Here is a 22038-nt window from a genome sequence, read left to right as displayed (position 1 = left end):
TGATAACACGTTGGCGAGACTAAAAAGAACGGCACCGCAAAGTACTTACGGTGCCGTTCGATGGGGCCGGTAAGCCCGGATTACATCTTCACGACGTCGAGGACGGACTTCTTCTTGTCCTTGTACTCGTACAGCGTGATGGTGCCTTCCTTCATGTCGCCCTTTTCGTCAAAGGCGATGTTGCCGATCACGCCCTTGTAGTTCGTCTTGGGCATTTCGGCCAGGATGGCAGCCGGTTCGGCCGAGTTGGCGCGCTTCATCGCATCCACGACCACCATCACGGCGTCATAGGTGAACGGTGCGTAGATCTGCACCGGCGAGTTGAAACGTGCCTGGTAGCGCTTCTCGAAATCGGCGCCCGTTTCCATCTTCGAGAGGGCCAGGCCAGCTTCCGAGCAGATCAGGTTCGACACTGCGTCGCCAGCCAGTTCGGCCACCTTGTCGGTACAGACGCCGTCACCGCCGACGATCTTCGACGAGATGCCCAGTTCCTTGGCTTGCTTGGCGAACGGACCGCCGGTGGCATCCATGCCGCCGTACATGATCACGTCCGGCTTCTTGCCCTTGATCTTGGTCAGAATGGCCTTGAAGTCCGTGGCCTTGTCGTTGGTGGCTTCACGTGCCACCACGTTCACGCCTGCGGCCTTGGCGGTCTTCTCGAACTCGTCGGCCAGGCCCTTGCCGTAGGCGGTGGCGTCGTCAACGATCGCCACGCTCTTGGCGTGCAGGCTCTTGGCTGCGTAGTTGGCCAGTGCCGGGCCCTGCTGGGCGTCGGTAGCCACCACGCGGTACGTGGTCTTGAAGCCTTGCTTCGTGTAGTCGGGGTTGGTCGACGACGGCGAGATCTGGACGATGCCAGCATCGCTGTAGATCTTCGAAGCCGGGATCGACACGCCCGAGTTCAGGTGACCGACCACGGCCACGACCTTGGCGTCCACCAGCTTCTGGGCCACGGCGGTGCCGGTCTTCGGATCGGCGGCGTCGTCTTCGCCCACCAGTTCCAGCTTGATCTTCTTGCCGCCGATCTCCAGACCGGTCTTGTTGACTTCCTCGACGGCCAGGCGGGCGCCGTTTTCGTTGTCCTTGCCAAGGTGGGCAATGCCGCCGGTCAGCGGAGCGGCGTGGCCAATCTTGACCACGGTTTCACCACCACCTGCTGCAGCAGGCGCGGCGGCGGCTGCCGGTGCAGATGCTGCCGCATCAGCCGGCTTTTCTTCCTTCTTGCCACATGCAGCGACCAGCGCCACAGCGGCCGCGATCGGCAGAATCTTGGCAAACGTGAATTGCATGAGTGATCTCCTAGGATTCACAAAAACAGGGAAATAACTACGCCTCCCGGACGTATTCCCTGGACCGCCTTTGTTTAGTTTCAATTTGAAACGCGCGCATTGTATCCCCTTTCTTTGCGGATGCAATACGCGACGCAACAACCTGAACCATTTACCCGTCAAATGAGCTAGGGAATTTCCCCAATGCACAGATTGGGGCAATCTCCGCCCACTTGGCAGGCCCGTCTCCTTCCCTTTCAAGAATCATGCCTGCAGCGCCTGGAGAGACGCACAGGCCACGATTTAAGCCATGTTGGCGCCACCTATAATGCCACTTTATTAATTAGGCATTTCATTCCATTAAACCGGCACCTGCTCTAATGTGCAGAATGTCACGCCGCACCATAATAGGGAAAACCCCATTCTCCGGGATTACCCTGATATTGTCTGCGTGTCCGTACAGCCATGAATCGGATAATCGGCCTAATGCGGCATTACGTGGGGTGGCGCACCGATTAAATGTATGGGGAGAGGTACTACCGGGCGCACCGGGGCGGTGCAACTGAGTGGATGCAGTGGGACGGGAGTGGGATGGGTGCTTCAAACGCGAACGCCGCGGGCGGCAGGCCAGCGGCGTTCGGGGGGACTAGCGGGGAGGCCGGGCGCAACCGCCCGGGTGCATCAGGACTGCACCGACACGCTGGCCAGGCCGCGCGGCAGCGGGAACGACATGTTCTCTTCCACGCCTTCCAGCGCGCGCACGCTCTTGACGCCAAACGAGCGCAGGCGCTCGACGATGGCCTGCGCCAGCGCCTCGGGCGCCGAGGCGCCGGCGGTCAGGCCGATGCGGCGCTTGCCGGCTACCCATTCGGGCTTGAGCTGCTCGGGATCGTCGACCATGTAGGCCGGCACGCCCAGGCGGTCGGCCAGTTCGCGCAGACGATTCGAGTTCGAGCTGTTCGGGCTGCCCACCACGATCACCACTTCCACCTGCGGCACCATGAACTTCACGGCGTCCTGGCGATTCTGCGTGGCGTAGCAGATGTCCTGCTTCTTGGGCTCGCGGATGCTCGGGAAACGCGCCTTCAGCGCAGTCACGATCTCGGCGGTCTCGTCCACGGACAGCGTGGTCTGCGTGACGTAGGCAAGCTGGGTCGGGTCGCTGACCACCAGCCGGTTCACGTCGTCGACCGATTCCACCAGCAGCATGCCCTGTTCGGACTGGCCCATCGTGCCTTCCACCTCGGGGTGCCCCTTGTGGCCGATCATGATGATCTCGCAGCCTTCGGCGCGCATCTTGCCAACTTCCACGTGAACCTTGGTCACCAGCGGGCAGGTGGCGTCGAACACGGTCAGGCCGCGCTGCGTGGCGTCGGCGCGCACTTCCTTCGAAACGCCGTGCGCACTGAAGATGACCGTCGAGCCGGCCGGCACTTCCTCGAGCTCGTCGATGAAGACCGCACCCTTCTTGCGCAGGTCGGCCACCACGTAGGCGTTGTGCACGATTTCGTGCCGCACGTAGATCGGCGCACCAAACAGCGACAGCGCGCGTTCGACGATTTCGATCGCACGGTCCACGCCGGCGCAGAAGCCGCGCGGCTGCGCCATCAGGATTTCGGCGTCGGCCGAGGTAGTCAGTTCGGTCATGCTGCGTTCCATCGCCACGGCAGACATCAGAGAATTCCGATCAGCTGGACGTCGAACAGGATCACCTGTCCGGCCAGCGGGTGGTTGAAGTCGAAGAGTGCCGCGGTGTCGCCGTATTCCTTCAGCACCCCGGCGTACTTGCCGCCGCCAGGCGCATTGAATTCGACGAGATCGCCGGGGGTGTATTCCTCTTCGAACGAGCTGTTCTCGCGCAGCGTGGCCAACGAGACCCACTGCAGCAATTCAGGGTTGCGCGGACCGAACGCGTGTTCCGCGTCCAGGCGGTACGTCATGCGCTGGCCTTCGGGCATGCCCAGCAAGGCTTGCTCCAGCGTCGGAGCCATCTGGCCCTGGCCCAGCAGCAGCGTGGCCGGCTTTTCCTCGAACGTGCTCACCACTTCGGTGCCGTTTTCGAGGGCGATACTGTAATGGAGCGTCAGGAAGGAATCGGCCTGGACGGTCTTGGACGCCGTGGCGGCGCCGTGGCCCGCCTCTGGCGAAGTCGTTTGCAAAGTCATGGGAATCAACCGGTCAACAGCCGCCATTGTATTCGACTGGACGGTTCACCGCCCGGGCGCCTGCGGCATTGTGTGGGAATGCGCCTGCGGCGGCGCCCCGGCGCGCCGCGCTGGACAACGCCAACCCGTCCTATTAGAGTGTGGCCCGCATCGCGTCTCGCGCGATGCCCTGAACATGACCGGGCGTCCCTGACGTGGCTTTTTCACGTGACGCAGGCGGCACGGCGCAACAGCCCGCTTCCGAATCTGTCGGAAGGCATTGATTCGTCGCTCGTTTCCGGTCTATAATGTTCGTTTCGCTGAAGTACCAACCAATCCGCTGCAGTCCGGGCCGCGCGCCTTTTGTTGATCTGTTGCGAACATTGTCCACGAATAAGATTTAGGAGTGCTTCATGGCACGCGTCTGTCAAGTGACCGGGAAAGCGCCGATGGTCGGCAACAACGTTTCCCACGCAAACAACAAGACCAAGCGCCGTTTTCTGCCCAACCTGCAGAACCGCCGCTTCTTCGTTGAATCGGAAAACCGCTGGGTGAGCCTGCGCGTCTCGAACGCCGGTCTGCGCCTGATCGACAAGAAAGGCATCGACGCCGTGCTCGCAGACCTGCGCGCACGCGGCGAAGTCTAATAGGAGTACACCATGGCCAGCAAAGGCGGACGCGACAAGATCAAGCTGGAATCGACCGCAGGTACGGGTCATTTCTACACGACCACCAAGAACAAGCGCACCATGCCGGAAAAGATGGAGATCTCGAAGTTCGATCCCATCGCCCGCAAGCACGTGCCTTACAAGGAAACCAAGATCAAGTAATTGATCGTTGGTCTTCAGCCGAAAGCCCCGCCCTCGCGGGGCTTTTTGCTTTGGGGCGCCGACCCTTGTCCGACAAGGGAATGATGTCAGTATTGTGGCAAGCCGGTGTAGACTTCCCAGCTTTCCCCCATCACGCTTTCGCCCCAAAAGCGATCCCCCTGCACCATGAACTACGATGTCGCGATAGTCGGCAGCGGTTTGGCCGGCCTTACCGTCGCGCTGCAGCTGGCCGATACACACCGGGTTGTCATCCTCAGCAAACGCGCCATGACAACGGGAGCCAGCGACTGGGCACAGGGCGGCATCGCAGCGGTGCTCGACTCCGGTGACAGCCACGACGAGCACACGCAGGACACGCTCGTTGCCGGTGCGGGACTCTGCGACGAGGAAGCGACGCGCTTCATCGTGGAGCATGGGCGCGAAGCCATCCAGTGGCTGATCGACCGCGGCGTGCCGTTCACGCGCGACGAGCAGGCAGAACTGGGCTTCCACCTGACACGCGAAGGCGGCCACAGCCGTCGCCGCATCATCCACGCGGCCGACGCCACGGGTCACGCCGTGGTCTCCACGCTGGTGGAACAGGCGCGCAAGCATCCGAACATCACCATCCTGGAAGACCAGTTCGCGATCGACCTGATCACATCGGACAAGCTGGGGCTGCCGGGCAACCGCTGCTACGGGCTTTACGTGCTCGATGTGGCCACCGACGAAGTCCGCACCATCACGGCAACGCACACCGTGCTGGCGGCCGGCGGCGCCGGCAAGGTCTACCTGTACACGACCAACCCCGACACGGCGACCGGCGACGGCATCGCCATGGCCTGGCGGGCAGGCTGCCGTGTGTCGAACATGGAATTCATCCAGTTCCACCCGACCTGCCTCTACCACCCGTACGCGAAGTCGTTCCTGATCTCGGAAGCGGTGCGCGGCGAAGGTGGCCTGCTGAAGCTGCCGGACGGCACGCGATTCATGCCCGAGCACGACGAGCGCGCCGAACTGGCGCCGCGCGACGTGGTGGCCCGCGCCATCGACTTCGAAATGAAGAAGCGCGGCCTGGACTGCGTCTATCTCGATATCACGCACCAGCCCGAATCGTTCCTGAAGGAACACTTCCCGACGATCTACGCACGCTGCCTGGAACTGGGTATCGACATCACGCGCCAACCGATCCCCGTGGTGCCCGCCGCGCACTACACGTGTGGCGGCGTTGTCACGGACACCGCTGGCCGCACCGACATCAACAACCTCTACGCCGTGGGCGAAACCGGCTCGACGGGCCTGCACGGCGCCAACCGCCTTGCGTCGAATTCACTGCTCGAATGCATGGTGATCGGCCAGGCCGCGGCCACCGACATTGCCTCGCAGGGCAAATCCGGAGCGCCCGATATCGCGCTGCCGGCCTGGGATGAGAGCCAGGTGTCGGATGCCGATGAGGAAGTGGTGGTATCGCACAACTGGGACGAGTTGCGCCGCATGATGTGGAACTACGTGGGCATTGTCCGCACGGACAAGCGACTGGAGCGCGCGCAGCATCGCATTGGCCTGCTGCGCGAGGAGATCGCCGAGTACTACGCGAACTTCCGCGTCACGCGCGACCTGCTGGAACTGCGCAACCTCGTGGAAGTGGCGTCGCTGATCGTCGACAGCGCGTACTCGCGTCACGAGAGCCGTGGCTTGCATTACAGCCGCGACTATCCGGAGACGCTGCCCAAGGCATTGCCGACGGTGCTGCAGCCGCTGACGAGCCGAGCGACCCGCCATCGGCAGCACCGTCGTTGAACGTCAGCCAATGATGCGCAGCGAGTAGTCGGTCGCGCGCACATCCTTGGTCAGCGCGCCAACCGAGATACGGTCGACACCGGTCTCGGCGAACCTGCGGATCGTTTCGTAGTTCACGCCGCCGGAGACTTCCAGCAGTGCACGGTCGTGGTTCAGTGCCACGGCCTCGCGCATCATTTCCAGCGTGAAGTTATCGATCAGCACCGATTTGGCGCCTGCCGCCAGTGCCTCTTCGAGTTCGGCGATCGACTCCACCTCGATCTGGATCGAGGCATCGGTGCCCAACGCCAGCGCGGCCTGCATGGCCGCCGTGATGCTGCCGGCCGCGGCGATGTGGTTTTCCTTGATCAGGATGCCGTCGTACAGCGCCAGGCGCTGGTTCTCACCCCCGCCCACCTTCACCGCGTACTTCTGCGCGAGCCGCAGCCCCGGCAGCGTCTTGCGTGTATCGAGCACGCGGGCGCGGGTGTCCGCGATCAGGTCGGCATAGCGGCGCGTGGCCGTGGCCACGCCAGAGAGCAGTTGCAGGAAATTCAGCGACGGACGCTCGGCCGTCAGCAACGCGCGCGCAGGGCCCGTGATCTCGCAGACCACGTCGTCGGGCGCCATCCGCGCGCCCTCTTCCTTGAGCCACGTGACCTGCAGCCGTTCGTCGACAGCCTTCATGCAGGCCTCGAACCACGGGCGGCCACACAGCACCGCCGCCTCGCGCACGATGACGCGTGCCTGCACGGGCTTGTCGGCCGGCACCAGCAGGCCGGTCAGGTCACCAGTGCCCACATCCTCGGCGATGGCGGCCTGCACGTTGGCGTTCAGCGCGGCAACCAGCGCCGGGCCGTAGCGATCGAAAACCGGATTGACGCTCATGCCGGACCTACTCCCTGGAACAACGCGGCCTCTTTGGCAAGGTCGGCGGCGGGTCGCACATTGGCCTTCTGCTGCGCGGCGAAATCGAGCATGCGGTCGATGCACGTCACGGCACGGCGGCCGATGGCGGCGTCGACGTGGATCTCGTTGCGGCCAGTCTCCAGCACTTCGGCCAGGTTGGTCAGCGCATTCATGGCCATCCACGGGCAGTGCGCGCAGCTCTTGCAGGTGGCGCTGTTGCCGGCCGTGGGTGCCTCGATGAACATCTTGCCCGGCGCGGCCATGCGCATCTTGTGCAGGATGCCGTTATCGGTGGCCACGATGAATTCGTTGGCATCGAGCTGCTGGGCAGCTGCGATGAGCTGGCTCGTTGAGCCCACCACATCGGCCTGCTCCACCACGTTGGCCGGCGACTCCGGGTGCACCAGGATCTTGGCCTTCGGATGCTCGCGGCGCAGCAGGTCGAGCTCGATGCCCTTGAACTCGTCATGCACCAGGCAGGAGCCCTGCCACAACAGCATGTCGGCGCCGGTCTGCTTCTGGATATAGCCGCCCAGGTGCTTGTCCGGTGCCCAGAGAATCTTCTCGCCGCGCGCGTGCAGGTGTTCCACGATCTTCAGGCCGATGCTGGACGTCACCATCCAGTCGGCGCGTGCCTTCACGGCCGCGCTGGTGTTGGCGTAGACCACGACCGTGCGGTCGGGATGCGCATCGCAGAATGCGGTGAATTCGTCGGCCGGGCAGCCCAGGTCCAGCGAGCACGTGGCATCGAGGTCCGGCATCAGGATGGTCTTTTCCGGGCTCAGGATCTTGGCCGTCTCGCCCATGAAGCGCACACCGGCCACGACCAGCGTCTGTGCAGCGTGGTCACGGCCAAAGCGTGCCATTTCGAGCGAATCGGACACGCAGCCGCCGGTTTCCTCGGCCAGGTCCTGCAGGTCGGCGTCAACGTAGTAGTGCGCCACCAGCACCGCGTTGCGCTCCTTGAGCAGCTTGCGGATACGGTCTTTCAGCGCGCCGCGCTCATCGGGCGTCAGCGCCGGGGGCACCTTGGCCCACGCGTGGGCCACGCAACTGCCGCCGGCAGCATTTTCGGCATCCGCGAGGTTCGGTTTTTCGAACTCGACGGTCTTGATCGATTGTGGGGTCATCTGTGCAGTACTCCTCGGGGCACCCGTGGCCGCCGCGCTCGAGCGCGCGATCTATGCCGGAAACATGGGGGAGTGTAGCCAAAAGAAAAGCCCCGCCTTGGGGCGGGGCTTTTAGCCATGACGGGCGCGTCGGCGATTGTATCAGGCGTATCGGCGCAGGCGCAGCGAAAACTCCTGCAGTGCCTGAATGCCGCTAGCCTCGGCGCGATGGCACCACGCTTGCAGTTGGCTCAGCAGTTGCTCGCGCGTCATGTTCGAGCGGCCCCAGATCACGGCCAGCTCGCGGCGCATTTCCACATAGGTGTGGAGCATCTTGTTCTGCTCGGTAATGCTGGCCAGTTGCAGACGTTGTGGCGCGGCCAGTTTCATTTCCTCGCGGTGAATCCACTTGCGGGCCGGCTTGTAGCTCTTGTACTCGGGCGAATTGCCTTCCTTGTGCTTGCGCAGTTCGGCCTTGTACGCGCTCTTCAGCGCCTTGGCATAGCGGGCCATCACGTCGTAACGGTTGGCGATGATCGCTTCCAGCGTGTTGTGGTCCACCGGACGCGCTTCCACCAGGCGTGCCTTGGGCGGGGTCTTCTTGACCTTGGCCAGGCCCACCGACTGCATCGCGCGGATGTACCACCAGCCCACGTCGATCTCGTACCACTTGATCGAGAACTTGGCCGACGTCGGATACGTGTGGTGGTTGTTGTGCAGCTCTTCGCCACCAATGATGAAGCCCCACGGCGACACGTTGGTCGATGCGTCCTCGCAATCGTAGTTGCGATAGCCCCACCAGTGGCCCAGGCCATTGATGATGCCGGCGGCATGGATCGGGATCCACAGCATCTGCACGGCCCACACGGTCATGCCGATCACGCCGAACAGCGCCAGGTCGATGATCAGCATCAGGCCAACGCCCTGCCAGCCGAAGCGCGAGTACACGTTGCGCTCGACCCAGTCATTGGGCGTGCCATGGCCGAACTTGGCGATGGTTTCCTTGTTCTTGGACTCGGCGCGATACAGCTCCGCGCCTTCCAGCAGCACCTTGCGGATGCCACGGGTCTGCGGGCTGTGCGGATCGTCCTCGGTCTCGCACTTGGCGTGGTGCTTGCGGTGGATGGCGGTCCATTCCTTGGTCACCATGCCCGTGGTCATCCAGAGCCAGAAGCGGAAGAAGTGCTGGGCGATCGGATGGAGGTCCAGCGACCGGTGCGCCATGCAGCGGTGCAGGAAGATGGTCACGCCGGCGATGGTGATGTGAGTCACCACGAGCGTGTAGATCACGATCTCCCACCAGGACCAGTTGGCAAGGCCGTTGGCGGCCCAGTCAAGAATAGTGTCGAACAAACTATGTTCTCCGTCGTAATACGAGTGTTTGCAGCGCGGCACCACCGTGCGGCGCACCTGTCGCGCAGAAAAAAGACTGCAAATTCAACGATTGCGATAGCTTTCTGGCGTGGGCGTTACCCTGAGGGCGCCGGCCGAGGCACGAACCGCTGCAATCTGGCGGTTGTCTGGAGTGGGGCTGCGGATATCCGTATACCCGCGACAACCCAGCATTCTACCGGATCGCGGCGAGGGGGACATCCGCTATTTCCCCGACTTTGATACACGCTGGTGACATTCGTTCCGCAGGTGACGCAGGAACGACTCAATCCTGGCTGGCAGCGGCGAATGGAGCGGCACCCGGTGCCGGATTGAGCACCCGCAGTTCTCGCTGCGGATAGGGAATCGATACACCGTGTTCCTGGAACGTGCGCCAAATGGCACGATTCATCGCGGATTGCACCCCGAGCTTGCCGTTCTGCGGATCGGCGATGTTGACGGCAATTTCGTACTCGATGCCGCTATCGGAAAAGGCCACGAGGAAGGCGCTCGGCACCGGCTCGGGCAGCACACGTGGAATATTGCGCACACAGTCCTGCAGCAGCGTGATCACCGTTTCGGGGTCGGTCTGGTAATCGGCCTGGACTCTCACCGCCACGCGTACGTTGGTGCCCGAGAACGAATGGTTCTGCACCGACTGCGCCACGAGCTGTTCATTCGGCACCAGCGTCTCGCCGTCGCCGTTGCGTACGACGGTGTAACGCGTGCGGATCTGCGACACGATGCCCGTGTACTTGTCCACGGTGATCTGGTCGCCCAGCTTGACCGAGCGGTCCAGCAGGATGATGAAGCCCGAGATGTAGTTGCTGGCGATCTTCTGCAGGCCCAGCCCCAGGCCAACGCCCAACGCGCCGCCAAAGACCGACAGCACCGTCAGGTCGATGCCCACCAGGGACAGGCTCAGCAGCAGCGACACCAGCAGCAGCAGCGCCTTGGCGATGCGCGACAGCACCACCTTCAGGTTCGCGTCCAGCGTATGGGCGCGCATCAGCCGCTCTTCGAGCCAGGATCCGAACCACATCGCCGCCAGCACGGTCAGCAGGATCCAGACGACCCCCATCAGCGCATCGGCAATACTGATCGGATGCTTGCCGCCCACCGGGAACCGCACGGCCTCCATCCACTGCACCACGTCGGGCAGCAGCCCCACCACGTACAGCGCCATGCCGACCCAGACCAGCGTCGTCAGCACCTTCTCCACCAGCACCAGCATGCCGTGCAGCTGGCCATTGGCCGACATCACCCGGCGCAGGATGTAGAACGTGAAATACAGCGACGTGATGCCGAACAGCGGCACCAGCGCCAGCCGCAGCACGCTGACGGACGCAAACGGCGCCAACGCATACCGGGACACCAGGACCAGCAGCCAGGCGATCAGCGGAAACATCGCGCGCTCGAGGCTGACGGCCGCAAGGCGCAGCGCGAAGCTTGACGATGCGTACCGCGCCTCGAGCCGCTTGACCACGTATCGGGCCAACGGCCACGCCACCAGCAGGCAGCCGGCCAGGATGCCGATCTGCCAGAAGAACCCCTGCCCGCCCGCGTCGTTGATCAGATCGTCAAGGATCTTGCCCATCACCGAGTGCGAGCGTGTCAGGGCCGCGAGTGTGTCGGAGTTCATCAGCCTGCTCGTTCCCTGCCCGCTTTAGCGCGTACGTTCCAGCACGGCGGCAAAGAAGCCATCCGTCTGGTGCACCTGCGGATAAAGCGCCAACATGCCGCTTTCTGCCGGCAAGTCCGGAACCGTGATCTTCTGTTCGGCAAACACCTCGGCAACCGGCACCAGGCGGAAATTGTCGTTTTTCGCGAGGAAATCGCGGACGATCGCTTCGTTTTCGGCTTCCAGCACGCTGCAAGTGGCGTACACGACGCGTCCGCCACCCTTCACCAGCTTGGCGGCGGCTTCCAGGATGGCCGCCTGCTTGGCCGTCAGTTCCACCACCGATTCCGGCGTCTGGCGCCACTTCAGGTCGGGGTTGCGACGCAGGGTGCCAAGACCACTGCAAGGCGCGTCGACGAGCACGCGATCGATCTTGCCGGCCAGGCGCTTGACCTTGGTATCGCGCTCCGAGTCGATCAGCACCGGATGCACATTGGACAGCCCGCTGCGCGCCAGGCGCGGCTTCAGGTTGGCCAGGCGCTTCTCCGAGACATCGAACGCATAGAGGCGGCCGGTGGAACGCATCGCTACGCCCAGCGCCAGCGTCTTGCCGCCCGCGCCCGCGCAGAAGTCCACCACCATTTCGCCACGACGCGGTGCCAGCAAGTGGCACAGCAACTGGCTGCCCTCGTCCTGCACTTCCACGCCACCGTTGATGAACAGCGGCAGCTGGTTCAGCGCGGGCTTGCCCTTGAGGCGGATGCCGTCCGGCGCCATCGGCGCGGGTTCGGCCGCGATACCGGCGGTCTCCAGTTCGGCCAGTGCCTCTTCACGCGACACCTTGGCGGTATTGACGCGCAGGTCCAGCGGCGCCGGGCGCAGCCAGGCGTCGCCCATGGCCGCCGTGAACGCTTCGCCGTGATGCGCGACCAGGTCGTCATACAGCCACTCGGGCAGATTGGCGCGCACACGCGGCGCCAGGCTCGACCGCTCGATCGTCGTCAGGCGATCCAGCCATTCGGCTTCATCGGGATACAGGAACGGCGTCAGGGTGTCGCGGCCCAGCGTCGCGGCCAGACCCAGCAAACCCAGGCGGCGCGTGGCGGCGCCGGTACCGCTTTCCGCAAATTGACCAAATTCGACGCGTCGACGCAACACTGCGAAAACTGCTTCAGCGATGATTCCGCGGTCACGATGGCCAAGTTTGCTATTTTCACGGAAGTAGTGACTCACCACGGCGTCAGCCGGACGCGCGAACAGCAGCACCTTGCCGATCAGGCGATCGATGTGTTGCAGGTGGAATGCCTGCAGTGCACCCGGCGTGCGCGGTGCGTTGCCCTGCGCGCTCTGCGGACGGCGGATCGGGCTGGTCTTGCCCTTGGCGGCACGCGGACGCTGGCGGTTATCGCGGGAAGGTGCGGATTCTTGTTGACGACTCATGGCTGTTTTCCTGCCGCTTCGGGCGAGATGGCCATGAACCATTGGGGTTCGGCCGGTTGAACTTGAACAACACCGTCCTGCACATGCAGACGGTCTTCGACATACCAGCGCACCGCGCGTGGATAAATGACATGTTCGCTATCGAGCAAACGATCGGCCAGCGACTCAGGACTGTCGCCTGGCAGAACATCGAGCGCAGCTTGTACCACAATCGGGCCGTGATCGAGCTCGGGCGTGACAAAGTGCACGGTCGCGCCATGCAGCTTGACGCCGGCTTCCAGCGCCTGCCGATGGGTATGCATGCCCGGAAAACTCGGCAGCAGCGACGGGTGGATATTGAGCATGCGGCCCGCGTAATGCCCGACGAACTCGTCGGTCAGAATGCGCATGAAGCCGGCCAGCACGACGAGATCGGGCTGGTACGCGTCGATCGCATCGCGCATCGCCGCGTCGAAACTGGAACGATCGGGAAACTGCTTGTGGTCCACCACACCGGTGGCAATGCCGTGCTCGGCGGCGAACTGCAGGCCCGTGGCATCGGGCCGGTTCGACAACACCGCGGCCACGCGCGCCGGCCATCGCTCGGCCGCGCAGGCCCGGACGATCGCTTCCATATTGGAGCCACGTCCAGAAATCAATATGACAATATTTTTCATCGCCGCGATTCTACCAAGCTGTGGTCCAAACGCTTGCAATCCGTGCTCAATAGGTACTTAATTACCGCCAAACGCGCCTCCCACAACGCTTTCCGGCCGGACCACAAAACGAAATACCCCAAAGTGACGGATTGTGACGCGCACCCCGCTCTGTTAGAGTGGGTCCTACGTCCACGCGCCGGATCCACGGATAACGGTGACAACAAGGACGAAACGGGAAATTAGACGGGAATACGCATGTCGAACGCTGCACCGACTTTGTTGGTGGTCGATGATCATCCTATGGCTCTTTCCGGCACCACCGCCTTTCTGGCGGAGGTGATGCCCGACGTCGCCGTCCATGCTGCCGGAAGCGCCAAAGAAGCTCTCCACTCGCTGAACCAGGGCCTGCGTCCGGATATCGTGCTGCTCGATATCTGGCTGAACGATGGTACCGGCTTCGATGCCATGCAGGCATTCAAGACCGTGATTCCTGGCGCACGCTTTATTTTCATGTCTGCCGAAGCCACGCCCGAGATCGTGGGGCGTGCGCGTGCGCTCTCCGCATGCGGTTTCGTCGGCAAGCATCTCGATGCCAACGCTTTCACCGCTGCCGTACGCAAGGTGCTGGCGGGCGATACCAGCTTTCCGTCGGACGAAGCCTTGTCGGGCCGCTCGCAGTCGTTCGGGCCCGCGCACGGCATTCCGGTCACACCGGCCGAACTGGGCCTGACGCCGCGCCAAGGTTCGGTGCTGGCACTAGTGCTGGAAGGACTGCCGAACAAGGTCATCGCGCGCAAGCTGGGACTGACGGAGAACACCGTGAAGGAACACGTCTCCGCGATTCTGCAGCGCCTGGGCGTGCGCACGCGCATGCAGGTGATGTCGCGCATGGAGCGGTTCCGCCTGCGCCAGTAAGCGCGCCCCTATCAGGATCAGAAAAACGCCGCCTTGTTGCCAGGGCGGCGTTTTTGTTTTGGGCTTCGGATCGTCTGTGCTCAGCCGATCAGGCGATCAGCCGGTAGGAAGCCAGCGCCTCAGCAACATGCGCAGATTGGCGGGGTCAACTGGCTTGGGCAGCACGAAGTAACCGGCATCCTCGGCCGCCAGCAACGCCGCCGACTTGAGGTCACCAGTCAGCAAGGCGCTGCGCGCCTGCGGCTGCGTGGTCTGCCACCGCTCCAGCAGGTCCAGGCCGTTCTCGTTGCCCGGCAGGCGCAGGTCACAGAAGATGATGTCCGGCTTCAGGCCGCGGGCGAACAGCGCGTCCGCTTCTTGCCCATGGGCGGCGCAGGCCACGCGGATGCCCCACGCTTCCATCAGCGCAATCCACGCCTTGCGGATCTGGCTGTCGTCGTCCACCACCAGCACGGTGCCGCGCAGGCGGTCCTGCCGCGCTTCCTCTGCCTGGGCGTTGGCGCGCATCGCGCGGACATTTTCGACGGTTTCCGCCGGCACGGGCGCCAGCGCGAACCAGAACACGGAGCCCTTGCCGGGCACCGAGCGCACGCCGTACGTCCCGCGCATCAGCCGCACGCATTCCTTGAAGATCGCGAGCCCCAGCCCCAGCCCCTGCGACGGATCGCGCTGCGGGTTGTGCACCTGGTAGTACGGCGAAAAGATCTCGGGCAGGTGTTCGGGCGTGATACCGGCGCCGGTGTCCCAGACTTCCACGCGCACATGCTTGCGGCGCTGACGCGCGGTGACCAGGATGCCGCCTCGCTTCGTGTAGCGCAGCGCGTTCTGCACAAGGTTGAACAGCGCCCGACGCAGCAGCACGGGCTCGGCCATCGCATACAGTTCGTCGGGCACGCGCGGCGTCAGCGTCAGGCCGCTTTCGCGCGCATCGGCGGCGAACTGGCTCATGACGTCGTGGATCAGCGTATGGAGCTCGCTCGGCTCCAGCGTCGGCAGCACCTTGCGGCCCTCGAGCTTGGACAGGTCCAGCAACGAGCGGAACAACAGGTCGATGGTCTGCGTGCCGGCGGCCACCTGCTCCACCAGCGGATGCAGCGCGGTCGACTGGTTGCGCGCGCGCAACGCCTCCACCAGCATCACCAGCGCATGCACCGGCTGGCGCAGGTCGTGGCTGGCGGCGGCCAGGAAGCGCGATTTTTCCTCGCTGGCGTGTAGCGCCCGTTCCTTCTCTTCCTGGAACTGCTTGGCCAGCCGCCGGCTTTCCGATTCCAGCTGGATGGCACGCGCCAGTGTCTGCTGCAGGTTCAGGGAATGGCGCGCCAGCATCAGCGCATAGACCGCCAGCAGGATCTGCACGTAGCCGCCGTGCCCCGGAAAGGCCAGTTCGGCCAGCATGATGTTGGGCACCAGGATCGGCACGCCCGCGAACACCAGGTTCGACGGGATCGGCGATTGCGACGTCGCGCCGCCAGCCAGCACCCCGAGCGTGAGCAGGTACAGCACGCTGGAGAACACCACCGACGTCGTATAGAGGTGCAGCAGCGCAGAGCTTCCCCAGGTCAGCCCGGTCAGGAAGGCGATGGCGCGCATGTTGTTCCACCACCGGCGCGTGTGCGCTGAACGGCTCATCTTGCCGCTGTCGCGCTGGTAGCCGAAGTAGAACCAGCTACCGCCCGCCGCGAGCAGCAGCATGATCGCGCACCAGACCATCAGCGCGACGTGGTTTGCCTCGTTCCAGAAGGCCCAGGTCGTGAGCCACGGCAACAGGATGGACGATGCAATCGCCGTGGGCGACACCCGATGGACCGTGGCCAGCAGCTTGGCCCGCGTCTCGGTATCCAGTTGCGGCCCCGGGGGCGGCAATATCTTGTTAAGCAGCGCGTTCAAGTGTGGCCTGGCATGTGAGGCGACGACATTCCGCTGCAACGGCCGCAATGGCGACTGTTGCAGAAATCGCGCGGTTCTTGTTCTGAATGGCGCATATCATGCCGCCTTTTGCGGCACCGCGCCATCGAACGGTGGGCCTGGCGCGCACAAATTCGCCATTTGTGGGCAGCATGCATACATAGCACCAGCCCGGTGCCGCCAAAACAGGCAATCGGGCGGCACAAGGGGCCATTCGCCTTATAATGCTCCCTTTCCCTGAAAAGCTCGTCCGCCGTCCTCGTGAAAGTCTTCCGCGGCCTGCCCAACGCCGAAAGCCGGGCGCCCTGCGCGCTCACCATCGGCAATTTCGACGGTGTGCATCGCGGCCACCAGTCGCTGCTCGCGCGCGCCCGTGCCGCTGCCGACGCACGCGGCCTGCCGCTCTGCGTCATGACGTTCGAGCCCCATCCGCGTGAATTCTTCGCGCCCGAGCACGCTCCCACCCGCATCGCGCTGCTGCGCGACAAGCTCGACGCACTGCGCCGGAACGGCGTGGACCGCGTGGTCGTGGAACACTTCAACGCCCATTTTGCCGCCCAGTCGCCGCAGCAGTTCGTCGAAAACGTGCTCTGGCATGGCCTGCACGCGCGCTGGGTGCTGGTGGGCGACGACTTCCGCTTCGGCGCCAAGCGCGCCGGCGACTATGCCTACCTGCAGGAAGCCGGCCGCAAGTTCGGTTTCGATGTGGAGCAGATGGGCTCCGTTTCCGAAGGCGGCATCCGCATTTCCAGTTCAGCGGTGCGGCAGGCTCTGGCCGGCGGCGACCTGGAACACGCGCGCCGCCTGCTGGGCCACGGCTACGCGATCAGCGGGCACGTGATCCACGGCCGCAAGCTGGGCCGCAACCTCGGCTTTCCCACGCTGAACCTGCGGATCACGCACAAGCGTCCGGCCGTGAACGGCATTTTCGTGGTGCAGGTGCATGGCATTGCCGACCACCCGCTGCCGGGCGTGGCCAGCATCGGCGTGCGCCCGACCGTGGAAGACGCCGGCCGCGTGCTGCTGGAAGTGCATCTGTTCGACGTCAACGCGAACCTGTACGGCAAGCTGGTGCGTGTGGAATTCATGAAGAAGCTGCGCGACGAGGAGCGCTTCCACAACCTCAATGCGCTGACCGCGGCCATTGCCAAGGATGCCGAGGACGCCCGCGCGTTCTTCGGACTGGGCCCGGCCGGCAGCGACACCGTCGGGGCGGGCGACCGCCGCGACTTCGCCACCTCCGCCACCGATCGAATTAGCTAGCGGCCGGCAGCGCGCCCATGAGAGGCGCGCCGCCGGGACCCGCCCTGCCTTGCCCCGATATGACCCGCGCGCGGCGGTCATCCACCGGTCCGCGCCCAAACGAATTGCCCCGAGAATCAACCATGTCCGACGACAAACGCGCCAAGCCCGAAAAAAGCAAGTATCCGGTCAACCTGCTGGACACCCCGTTCCCGATGCGTGGCGACCTACCCAAGCGCGAGCCGCAATGGGTGAAGCAGTGGCAGGACAAGCAGCTCTACAAGAAGATCCGCGCCGCGCGCAAGGGCGCGAAGAAGTTCGTGCTGCATGACGGCCCCCCGTATGCCAACGGCGACATCCACATCGGCCACGCGGTGAACAAGGTCCTGAAGGACATGATCATCAAGGCGCGCGGCCTGACCGGGCTTGACGCCGTCTACGTGCCGGGCTGGGACTGCCATGGCATGCCGATCGAGATCCAGATCGAAAAGCAGTTTGGCAAGGGCCTGCCCGTGCAGGAAGTCCAGGCCAAGGCACGCGCCTACGCCACCGAGCAGATCGCCCGCCAGAAGAAGGATTTCGAGCGCCTGGGCGTGCTGGGCGACTGGGACAATCCGTACCTGACCATGAACTTCAGCAACGAAGCCGATGAGCTGCGCGCGCTGGGCAAGATCATGGAGCGCGGCTACGTGTTCCGGGGCCTGAAGCCGGTGAACTGGTGCTTCGACTGCGGCTCGGCACTGGCCGAGGCGGAAGTCGAGTACAAGGACAAGGTTGACCTGTCGATCGACGTCGGTTTCCCGTTTGCCGAGACGGACAAGATTGCCCACGCGTTCCACGTGCCCGTGGCGCAACTGGAAGGCAAGCCGGGCTGGATCGTGATCTGGACCACCACGCCGTGGACCATCCCGTCGAACCAGGCGCTGAACATGCACCCGGAAGTGGAATACGCGCTGGTCGACACGCCGCGCGGCTTCCTGATCCTGGCGCGCGACCGCGTCGAGGAACAATTGAAGACCTACGCGCTGGAAGGCCAGATCGTGGCCACCGCGCGCGGCGATGCGCTGACCGAGGTGCGCTTCCACCATCCGCTGGCCAAGATGGACGCGGGCTATGCGCGTACGTCGCCGGTGTACCTGGGCGACTACGTCACCACCGACACCGGCACCGGCATCGTCCACTCGGCGCCGGCCTATGGCGTGGAAGACTTCCAGTCGTGCAAGGCGCACGGCATGCCCGACGCCGACATCATCAGCCCCGTGATGGGCGATGGCGTCTACGCCAGCACGCTGCCGCTGTTCGGTGGCCTGTCGATCTGGGATGCCAACCCCAAGATCGTGGAAGTGCTGCGCGAATCGGGCAACCTGTTCAACTCGCACAAGTACGAGCACAGCTACATGCACTGCTGGCGTCACAAGACGCCGATCATCTACCGCGCCACCTCGCAGTGGTTCGCAGGCATGGATGTGGACCCGGTCGACAACGGCCCGACGCTGCGCGAAACCGCGCTGGCCGGCATCGAGGCGACCGAGTTTTACCCGGCCTGGGGCAAGCAGCGCCTGCACAACATGATCGCCAACCGTCCTGACTGGACGCTGTCGCGCCAGCGCCAGTGGGGCGTGCCGATGGCCTTCTTCGTGCACAAGGAAACCGGCGCGCTGCATCCGCGCACGCCGGAACTACTGGAGGAAGTGGCACGCCGCGTGGAAAAGCAGGGCATCGAGGCCTGGCAGTCGCTGGACCCGGTCGAGCTGCTGGGCGACGAAGCCGCGCTGTACGAGAAGAACCGCGACACGCTCGACGTGTGGTTCGATTCCGGCACCACGCACTGGACCGTCATCCGCAGCTCGCATCGTGACGAACTGTACGACGCATCCGCCGACACGCCCGAAGGCCGCCTGGCGGACCTGTACCTGGAAGGCTCCGACCAGCATCGCGGCTGGTTCCACTCGTCGCTGTTGACGGCGTCGATGCTGTACGGCAAGCCGCCTTACAAGGCGCTGCTGACGCACGGCTTCACGGTGGACGGCGAAGGCCGCAAGATGTCGAAGTCGGTGGGCAACACGGTGGCGCCGCAGGACATCTCGAACAAGATGGGCGCGGAAATCATCCGCCTGTGGGTGGCGTCGACCGACTACTCGGGCGAACTGTCGATCTCCGAAGAGATCCTCAAGCGCGTGGTGGAAGGCTATCGCCGCATCCGCAACACGCTGCGCTTCCTGCTGGCCAACCTGACCGACTACGACCACGCCAAGCACGCGCTGCCGGCATCGGAATGGCTGGAGATCGACCGCTACGCCGTGGCACTGACCGACCGCCTGCAGAAGGAAGTGCTGTCGCACTACCAGGCGTACGAGTTCCACCCGGTGGTGGCCAAGCTGCAGACGTTCTGCTCGGAAGACCTGGGCGGCTTCTACCTGGACGTGCTGAAGGACCGCCTGTACACCACCGCTGCCGACTCGAAGGCACGCCGCGGTGCGCAGAACGCGCTGTATCACATCACCCAGGCGATGCTGCACTGGATGGCGCCGTTCCTGTCGTTCACGGCCGAGGAAGCGTGGCAGATCTTTGCCCATGGCACCGACCACACGGACACGATCTTCACGAGCACGTACTACGATGTACCGGCCGTGGACGATGCCGACGACCTGCTGCAGAAGTGGCACGAGATCCGCGCCGTGCGCGCCGAAGTCACGCGCCAGCTTGAAGCCGTGCGCGTGGAAGGCGATATCGGTTCGTCGCTGCAGGCCGAGGTCACGATCGCGGCCGGCGGCCCGGTTCTGGCGGCGCTGCAAAGCCTGCATGACGACCTGCGCTTCGTGCTGCTGACATCGGCGGCCAAGGTCACGCCGGCTCCCGAGGGCGGCGACCTGCTGGTGACGGTCACGCCGTCGCAGCATGCCAAGTGCGAGCGCTGCTGGCACTACCGCGCCGACGTGGGCCACAACCCGGCCCATCCGACCATTTGCGGCCGCTGCGACAGCAACCTGTTCGGCGCCGGTGAGCACAGGAGCCACGCCTGATGGCATCGTCCTCGACCCGTTCCTCGCGCCCGGCGGCGCGCGGCAAGAGCAAGGCCAGCGCCAACGTCACGCCGTGGCTGTGGATGGCCTTTGCGCTGCTGGTGGTCATGATCGACCAGTTCTTCAAGATCGTGATCTCGCGTGCGTTCACGTATGGGGAATCGCGCCCGGTCACCAGCTTCTTCAACCTGGTGCTGGTGTACAACAAGGGCGCGGCGTTCAGCTTCCTGGCTGATGCGGGCGGCTGGCAGCGCTGGTTCTTCACGCTGCTGGGCGTGGTGGTGGGCGGCTTCATCGTCTGGCTGCTGTATCGCCATACCGGCCAGAAGCTGTTCTGCCTGGCCGTGTCGCTGATCCTGGGCGGCGCCGTGGGCAACGTGGTGGACCGCGTCCTCTACGGCCACGTGATCGACTTCCTGGACTTTCACTGGCGCAACACGCACTTCCCGGCCTTTAACGTGGCGGACTGCGCCATCACGGTTGGCGCGGTGCTGCTGATCGTGGATGAGCTGAGGCGCGTGCGGCGTCACTGAGGCATTGCCGTTGCATTCTCCCCTCTCCCGCGTGCGGGAGAGGGGAGCACCCACCAACCAGTCAGCGCATCCTGCCTCCCGGCGGTATCATGCGGAACTCCAGTTCATTCCCAAGAGCTTCCCCATGGATTTGCGCGGCAAGCACATCGTCCTTGGCCTGACCGGCGGCATTGCCTGCTACAAGTCGGCCGAGCTGGTCCGGCTGCTGACCAAGGCCGGCGCCACCGTCCAGGTGGCCATGACCGAGGCAGCCACCCACTTCATCACACCGGTCACGATGCAGGCGCTGTCCGGGCGCCCCGTGTTCCTGTCGCAGTGGGATGCCCGCGTCGACAACAACATGGCCCATATCGACCTCTCGCGCGAGGCCGATGCCATCCTGATCGCTCCCGCTTCCACAGATTTCCTGGCCAAGGTGGCCAACGGCCTCTGTGACGACCTGCTGACCACGCTGTGCATCGCGCGCGAATGCCCGCTGCTGGTGGCACCGGCCATGAATCGCCAGATGTGGGCCGCCGCGCCCACGCAACGCAATGCCGCGCAGCTTCGCGCCGACGGCGTGACGATCCTGGGTCCGGGCACCGGTGACCAGGCGTGCGGCGAGATCGGCGATGGCCGGATGCTGGAGCCCGAGGAGCTGGTGGAAGACCTGATCGCTTTCTTCCAGCCCAAGCCGCTGCAGGGCAAGCGCCTGCTGATCACCGCCGGGCCGACCTTCGAGGCCATCGACCCGGTGCGCGGCATCACCAACCTGTCGTCAGGCAAGATGGGCTTTTCGATTGCCCGTGCCGCCCGCGAGGCCGGCGCCGACGTGCTGCTGGTGGCCGGTCCCACCGCGCTGCCCACGCCGCGCGGCGTGGCGCGTACCGACGTGCGCAGTGCGCAGCAGATGCACGATGCGGTGATGGCGCAGCTACGCGATGTCGACGTCTTCATCGCCGTGGCCGCCGTGGCCGACTGGCGCCCCGCCGAAGTCGCCCAGCAGAAGCTCAAGAAGGCCAACGATACCGATACGCCGACGCTGCAGTTCGTGCAGAACCCAGACATCCTGGCGGCCGTGGCGGCGCGCGCCGATGCCCCCTACTGCGTCGGCTTCGCGGCGGAAAGCGAGAACCTGGAGCAATACGGCGAGCAGAAGCGCCAGCGCAAGGGTGTGCCGCTGCTGGTGGGCAATATCGGCCACCATACCTTCGGCCTCGACGACAACGAGATCGTGCTGTTCGATGCCAATGGCATGACGCGCCTGCCCCGCGCCGACAAGCTGTCGCTGGCGCGCGAGCTGGTTGGCGCCATCGGCCAGCGCCTGCCGCGCAAATCCGTGTAACGCCTTTC

18 protein-coding genes are annotated in these 22038 nt (G+C 64.4%); 8 read left to right on the top strand and 10 right to left on the bottom strand.

All coding sequences use genetic code 11. The features are described 5' to 3' along the window. Positions 1-80: 80 nt before the first annotated feature. From MFF62_RS02850 to MFF62_RS02840, 3 genes are all read right to left on the bottom strand, one after another. Positions 81-1289, bottom strand: a complete 1209-nt coding sequence (locus MFF62_RS02850; protein WP_238259637.1) for a branched-chain amino acid ABC transporter substrate-binding protein — start codon at positions 1287-1289, stop codon at positions 81-83. 660 nt (positions 1290-1949) lie between these two features. Beyond that, positions 1950-2942 carry a 4-hydroxy-3-methylbut-2-enyl diphosphate reductase gene (gene ispH, locus MFF62_RS02845; protein ID WP_404990579.1) on the bottom strand — a complete coding sequence of 331 codons (993 nt, stop codon included), beginning with the start codon at positions 2940-2942 and terminating at the stop codon, positions 1950-1952. Next, positions 2942-3433 (bottom strand): FKBP-type peptidyl-prolyl cis-trans isomerase, encoded by a 492-nt coding sequence (locus MFF62_RS02840; RefSeq protein ID WP_238259635.1) that lies wholly within the window; start codon positions 3431-3433, stop codon positions 2942-2944. Before MFF62_RS02840 ends, ispH begins: the two co-directional genes overlap by 1 nt. Before the next feature lie 392 nt (positions 3434-3825). On the opposite strand from MFF62_RS02840, the gene rpmB reads away from it, so the two are divergent. The 3 genes from rpmB (at position 3826) to nadB (ending at position 6021) form a co-directional block, all read left to right on the top strand. Continuing rightward, positions 3826-4059, top strand: coding sequence for a 50S ribosomal protein L28 (gene rpmB, locus MFF62_RS02835; protein WP_008644908.1), 234 nt, complete (start codon positions 3826-3828; stop codon positions 4057-4059). Between the two features lie 12 nt (positions 4060-4071). Beyond that, positions 4072-4242: a 50S ribosomal protein L33 gene (gene rpmG / locus MFF62_RS02830; RefSeq protein WP_029051226.1), complete on the top strand. Its 171-nt coding sequence runs from the start codon at positions 4072-4074 to the stop codon at positions 4240-4242. 165 nt (positions 4243-4407) lie between these two features. Further along, positions 4408-6021, top strand: a complete 1614-nt coding sequence (gene nadB, locus MFF62_RS02825) for an L-aspartate oxidase (RefSeq protein ID WP_238259634.1) — start codon at positions 4408-4410, stop codon at positions 6019-6021. 3 nt (positions 6022-6024) lie between these two features. On the opposite strand, the gene nadC is transcribed toward nadB, so the two are convergent. The 6 genes from nadC to purN form a co-directional block, all read right to left on the bottom strand. Further along, positions 6025-6888, bottom strand: coding sequence for a carboxylating nicotinate-nucleotide diphosphorylase (gene nadC, locus MFF62_RS02820; protein ID WP_238259633.1), 864 nt, complete (start codon positions 6886-6888; stop codon positions 6025-6027). Continuing rightward, complete coding sequence (gene nadA, locus MFF62_RS02815; RefSeq protein ID WP_238259632.1) at positions 6885-8039, bottom strand: quinolinate synthase NadA; 1155 nt, start codon at positions 8037-8039, stop codon at positions 6885-6887. Before nadA ends, nadC begins: the two co-directional genes overlap by 4 nt. 141 nt (positions 8040-8180) lie before the next feature. After that, a complete protein-coding gene (locus tag MFF62_RS02810; RefSeq protein WP_238259631.1) occupies positions 8181-9371 on the bottom strand; it encodes a DesA family fatty acid desaturase in 1191 nt (396 codons plus the stop codon). A gap of 304 nt (positions 9372-9675) precedes the next feature. After that, entirely contained in the window at positions 9676-11031 is a 1356-nt protein-coding gene (locus MFF62_RS02805) for a mechanosensitive ion channel family protein (RefSeq protein WP_238259623.1), read from the bottom strand. Positions 11032-11055: 24 nt separating this feature from the next. Further along, a complete protein-coding gene (locus MFF62_RS02800) occupies positions 11056-12450 on the bottom strand; it encodes an RsmB/NOP family class I SAM-dependent RNA methyltransferase (RefSeq protein ID WP_238259621.1) in 1395 nt (464 codons plus the stop codon). Next, positions 12447-13106, bottom strand: a complete 660-nt coding sequence (gene purN, locus MFF62_RS02795; protein WP_238259619.1) for a phosphoribosylglycinamide formyltransferase — start codon at positions 13104-13106, stop codon at positions 12447-12449. The genes MFF62_RS02800 and purN overlap by 4 nt, the downstream gene beginning before the upstream one ends. A gap of 237 nt (positions 13107-13343) precedes the next feature. On the opposite strand from purN, the gene MFF62_RS02790 reads away from it, so the two are divergent. Beyond that, a complete protein-coding gene (locus tag MFF62_RS02790) occupies positions 13344-14003 on the top strand; it encodes a response regulator (RefSeq protein WP_029051234.1) in 660 nt (219 codons plus the stop codon). A gap of 96 nt (positions 14004-14099) precedes the next feature. Here the strand turns inward: MFF62_RS02790 and MFF62_RS02785 are convergent, their stop codons facing one another. Beyond that, positions 14100-15890: an ATP-binding response regulator gene (locus MFF62_RS02785; RefSeq protein WP_238259617.1), complete on the bottom strand. Its 1791-nt coding sequence runs from the start codon at positions 15888-15890 to the stop codon at positions 14100-14102. A 279-nt stretch (positions 15891-16169) separates the two neighbouring features. On the opposite strand from MFF62_RS02785, the gene MFF62_RS02780 reads away from it, so the two are divergent. The 4 genes from MFF62_RS02780 to coaBC all read left to right on the top strand — a co-directional run bounded on the left by MFF62_RS02780 (position 16170) and on the right by coaBC (position 22030). Further along, positions 16170-17171, top strand: a complete 1002-nt coding sequence (locus MFF62_RS02780; RefSeq protein ID WP_238259615.1) for a bifunctional riboflavin kinase/FAD synthetase — start codon at positions 16170-16172, stop codon at positions 17169-17171. Positions 17172-17293: 122 nt separating this feature from the next. Further along, on the top strand, positions 17294-20173 hold the full coding sequence (gene ileS / locus MFF62_RS02775; protein ID WP_238259613.1) for an isoleucine--tRNA ligase: 2880 nt from the start codon (positions 17294-17296) through the stop codon (positions 20171-20173). Next, positions 20173-20706, top strand: coding sequence for a signal peptidase II (lspA, locus tag MFF62_RS02770; RefSeq protein WP_238259611.1), 534 nt, complete (start codon positions 20173-20175; stop codon positions 20704-20706). The genes ileS and lspA overlap by 1 nt, the downstream gene beginning before the upstream one ends. 124 nt (positions 20707-20830) lie before the next feature. Beyond that, a complete protein-coding gene (gene coaBC, locus MFF62_RS02765; RefSeq protein ID WP_238259609.1) occupies positions 20831-22030 on the top strand; it encodes a bifunctional phosphopantothenoylcysteine decarboxylase/phosphopantothenate--cysteine ligase CoaBC in 1200 nt (399 codons plus the stop codon). The last annotated feature ends 8 nt before the right edge of the window (positions 22031-22038 follow it).

It is taken from the genome of Cupriavidus pauculus (assembly GCF_022179805.1).
Lineage (GTDB): Bacteria > Pseudomonadota > Gammaproteobacteria > Burkholderiales > Burkholderiaceae > Cupriavidus > Cupriavidus pauculus_E.
Note: the sequence above shows the minus strand (reverse complement) of the source record. Positions and strands in the feature narration are given on the sequence as shown.